At 60.6% G+C, this 3,652-nt stretch carries 1 protein-coding gene; it reads right to left on the bottom strand.

The window, feature by feature from the left end; genetic code table 11:
- Positions 1 to 3,652, bottom strand: a 3,652-nt coding sequence (locus BVH03_RS26535; RefSeq protein WP_218189571.1) for a Calx-beta domain-containing protein, incomplete at both ends; no start/stop codon positions are given.

The raw sequence follows: 3,652 nt of genomic DNA, 5'->3' as shown, positions 1-3,652 counted from the left end.
GAACGTAGTCGGCGTGCTGCTGGCATTGGTGAGGTTGACGGTGAAGACGGCGTTGTCGCCTTCGTCGACCTGGCCGCCGGTGCTGTCGACGGCAGCGCTGACGGTATTGATAGCCGGAACGGCATCATTGTCGAAAATTGTCGCGGTACCGGTTTTCCCGCCGACGGTCAAGCTGAAGGTCTCGGTCGGCTCGAAGACGGTGTCGTCGAGTGTAGGAACGGTGACGGTGAAGCTGGTGACGCCAGCCGGTACGGAGACTGTTCCGTTAGCGGCGTTGTAGGTCACGCCGTTACTGAAACTTTGATTAGTGAGCGTACCGTTGTAGTCACTACCTGCTGTCGCGGTGCCCGGATTCAGCGCGAGGCTGAAGGTGGTAGCTGTGCTGCTGGCATTGGTGAGATTGACGGTAAAGATGGCATTGTCGCCTTCATCGACTTGGCCACCTGCGTTATCGACTGCGGAGCTTACGGTACTGACCGTCGGCACTGGGTCGTTGTCGATGATGGTCGCAGTGCCGGTCTTCCCGCCTACCGTCAGGCTGAAGGTTTCGGTTTGCTCGTAAACGGTATCGTTGATGGTCGGTACGGTGACCGTAAAACTTGTCACGCCAGCTGGTACGGTGATCTGGCCGGTGGTGGCGTTATAGGTCACACCGTTGCTGAAACTCTGGTTGTTCAGCGTGCCGTTGTAATCGCTACCGGCAACCGCTGTACCAGCGTTCAACGCGAGACTGAACGTAGTCGGCGTGCTGCTGGCATTGGTGAGGTTGACGGTAAAGACGGCGTTGTCGCCTTCGTCGACCTGGCCACCGGTGCTGTCGACGGCAGCGCTGACAGTGCTGACCGTCGGTACCGGATCATTGTCGAAAATTGTCGCGGTACCGGTTTTCCCGCCGACGGTCAGGCTGAAGGTCTCGGTCGGCTCGAAGGCGGTGTCGTCGAGTGTAGAAACGGTGACGGTAAAGCTGGTGACGCCAGCCGGTACGGTGGCCTGGCCAGTGGTGGCGTTATAGGTCACACCGTTGCTGAAGCTCTGGTTGGTCAGCGTGCCGTTGTAGTCGCTACCTGCTGTCGCAGTACCCGCATTCAGCGCGAGGCTGAAGGTGGTAGCCGTGCTGCTGGCATTGGTGAGGTTGACGGTGAAGACCGCATTGTCGCCCTCATCGACCTGGCCGCCTGTGTTATCGACTGCGGAGCTGACAGTGCTGACCGTCGGCACTGGGTCGTTGTCGATGATCGTGGCGGTGCCGGTCTTGCCGCCAACGGTCAGCGTGAAGGTTTCGGTCGGTTCGAAGACGGTGTCATTGATGGTCTGCACCGTGACGGTAAAGCTGGTCACACCCGCTGGTACGGTGACTGTTCCGTTAGTGGCGTTGTAAGTCACGCCATTACTGAAACTTTGATTGGTGAGCGTGCCGTTGTAGTCACTGCCCGCTGTTGCGGTACCGGCATTCAGCGCGAGGCTGAACGTAGTCGGCGTGCTGCTGGCATTGGTGAGGTTGACGGTGAAGACGGCGTTGTCGCCTTCGTCGACCTGGCCGCCGGTGCTGTCGACGGCAGCGCTGACGGTATTGATAGCCGGAGCGGCATCATTGTCGAAAATTGTCGCGGTACCGGTTTTCCCGCCTACGGTCAGGCTGAAGGTCTCGGTCGGCTCGAAGACGGTGTCGTTGATCGTCGGCACGGTGACCGTGAAGCTGGAAACGCCTGCGGGCACGGTGACGGTTCCGTTGGCAGCGTTGTAGGTGACGCCATTGCTGAAGCTCTGGTTGGTCAGCGTACCGTTGTAGTCACTGCCCGCTGTTGCGGTACCCGCATTCAGCGCCAGGCTGAAGGTCGTGGTGGTGAGGCTGGCGGTGCCGAGCGTGACGGTGAAAACAGCGCTATCGCCTTCATCTACCTGGCCTCCGGTGTTGTCCACGGCGTTGCTGACCGTGCCGATACTCGCAACCGCGTCGCCCGTCACGTTCACCGTGACCGTGGCCTTGCTGGTTCCACCATTGCCGTCGCTGACCGTGTAGCTGAACGAAGCGGGGCCGTAGTAGTTGCTCGCGGGCGTGAAGGTGATGGTGCCGTTGTCGTTCAGCGTAACGGTGCCGTGCTTGGGGTTGTCCACGCCGACGATACGCAGGCTGTCACCGTCCGCGTCGCTGTCGTTGGCGAGCAGCGTTGCCTGGGCGATCGTCAAGGCATTGTCGTGCTCGGTGACCAGGGCAGGGTTGGCCTGGGCCGGAGAGTAGTTGCCCAGCAACTGATAAGGACCGCCAGCGAAACTCAGCGTGGGCTGCAGTACGGCCTGACCACCCTGGTCCCAGTAGATGATCTCGATGGTATGCGCGCCGGGTTCACTGATGGTGAACGAGCCGCCATTGGTCCTCGGCGACTGGTTACCGTCGAACCTCGAGACGATCACGCCATCGATCGAGATGCTGTAGCCGTCGTCTGCCCTGACCTGGAACTGGTAGTTACCCGCCTGCAATTGCAAGGTGCCGCTGAGTCTGATGATCGCGTCACTGCTGTTTTCCGGGTCGACGTTCAGCGATGCCGCGTCAGAGCCCAGAAATGCTTGCAGGTTGTTATTTCCGCCGAGGTCACCGCCGCTCAGGCTGTAGTTGATGTTCTTCGCCACGAAGGCGGCATCAGGCGAGTTGGCGGCGATAAAGGCGCGCACCTGAGCCAGTGAGGTCAGGTTCGCCCCATCCAGGTTCGCACCTTCGTGGTAGGCGTAATACTGGCCGGTGAGCCCGGCTGCCATGCCTGGGTCGTTAACCGCGATCGGATCCTGGTTGGCGATGATGGTGACTTTCTGGGTGTCGGTGGAGCCCACGTTACCCGCATCATCGATGACGCGAACCTGATAGGTGTGATCACCCAGCGGCAGGGTGCGGCCATCCGCGTAATCCCAGTTGCCGTTGCTGACGGTCAGGTCCGTCCAGGAACTGCCGCCGTCCACGCTGATCTGCGCTTTTTCGCCGGCGCCCAGGGGGCCGACCGTACCGCTTACGGTCAACGTGCTGTCGCGGGTGATGAAGTCTCCAGGAGTTCCCGTGTCTTCAGAGATCTTGACGATATCGATTGCCGCTGCAGGCGGCGTGATGTCGACGCGGTAGCTTTCGGTATCCACGCCAATGCCAATGTTGCCTGCGGCATCGGTGGTTCTGACGCTGGCATCGATGGTGCGATCGCCATCAGCGGCCAGATCGGCGCCGGGCACGTTGATGCTGAAGCCCAGCGTGCCATTTGCATTGGCAACGACCGAACCGGTGAACTCCTTGCCATTGACGGTCAGGGTAACGGTATCGCCAACCTTGGCATCGCCGCCCACAGTGCCGGTAATCGGGATCTGCTGACTCGACTCGGCAATATTGATCACGTCGTCGGCGGTGATATTGGCATCCAGCGTGATGGTCGGAACGGGAGCGGTGACGTCGACGCTGTAGCCTTCGGTGTCTGTCGCCGTGCCGATGTTGCCGGCGGCATCGGTAGTGCTGATGCTGGCGGTAATGGTTTTGCCAGCATCGGCGACCAAGTCAGCACCTGGGACGTTGATGCTAAAGGTGTTGTTCGCCTGAACCTGGCCCGTGAAGGTCTTGCCATTGACGGTCAGGGTTACGGTGTCACCGACTTTGGCATCGCCACCGACGGTGCCGGTG

The sequence above is a fragment of the Pseudomonas sp. PA15(2017) genome (assembly GCF_001945395.1).
GTDB lineage: Bacteria > Pseudomonadota > Gammaproteobacteria > Pseudomonadales > Pseudomonadaceae > Aquipseudomonas.
This window is presented reverse-complemented; position numbering and strand designations above follow the sequence as displayed.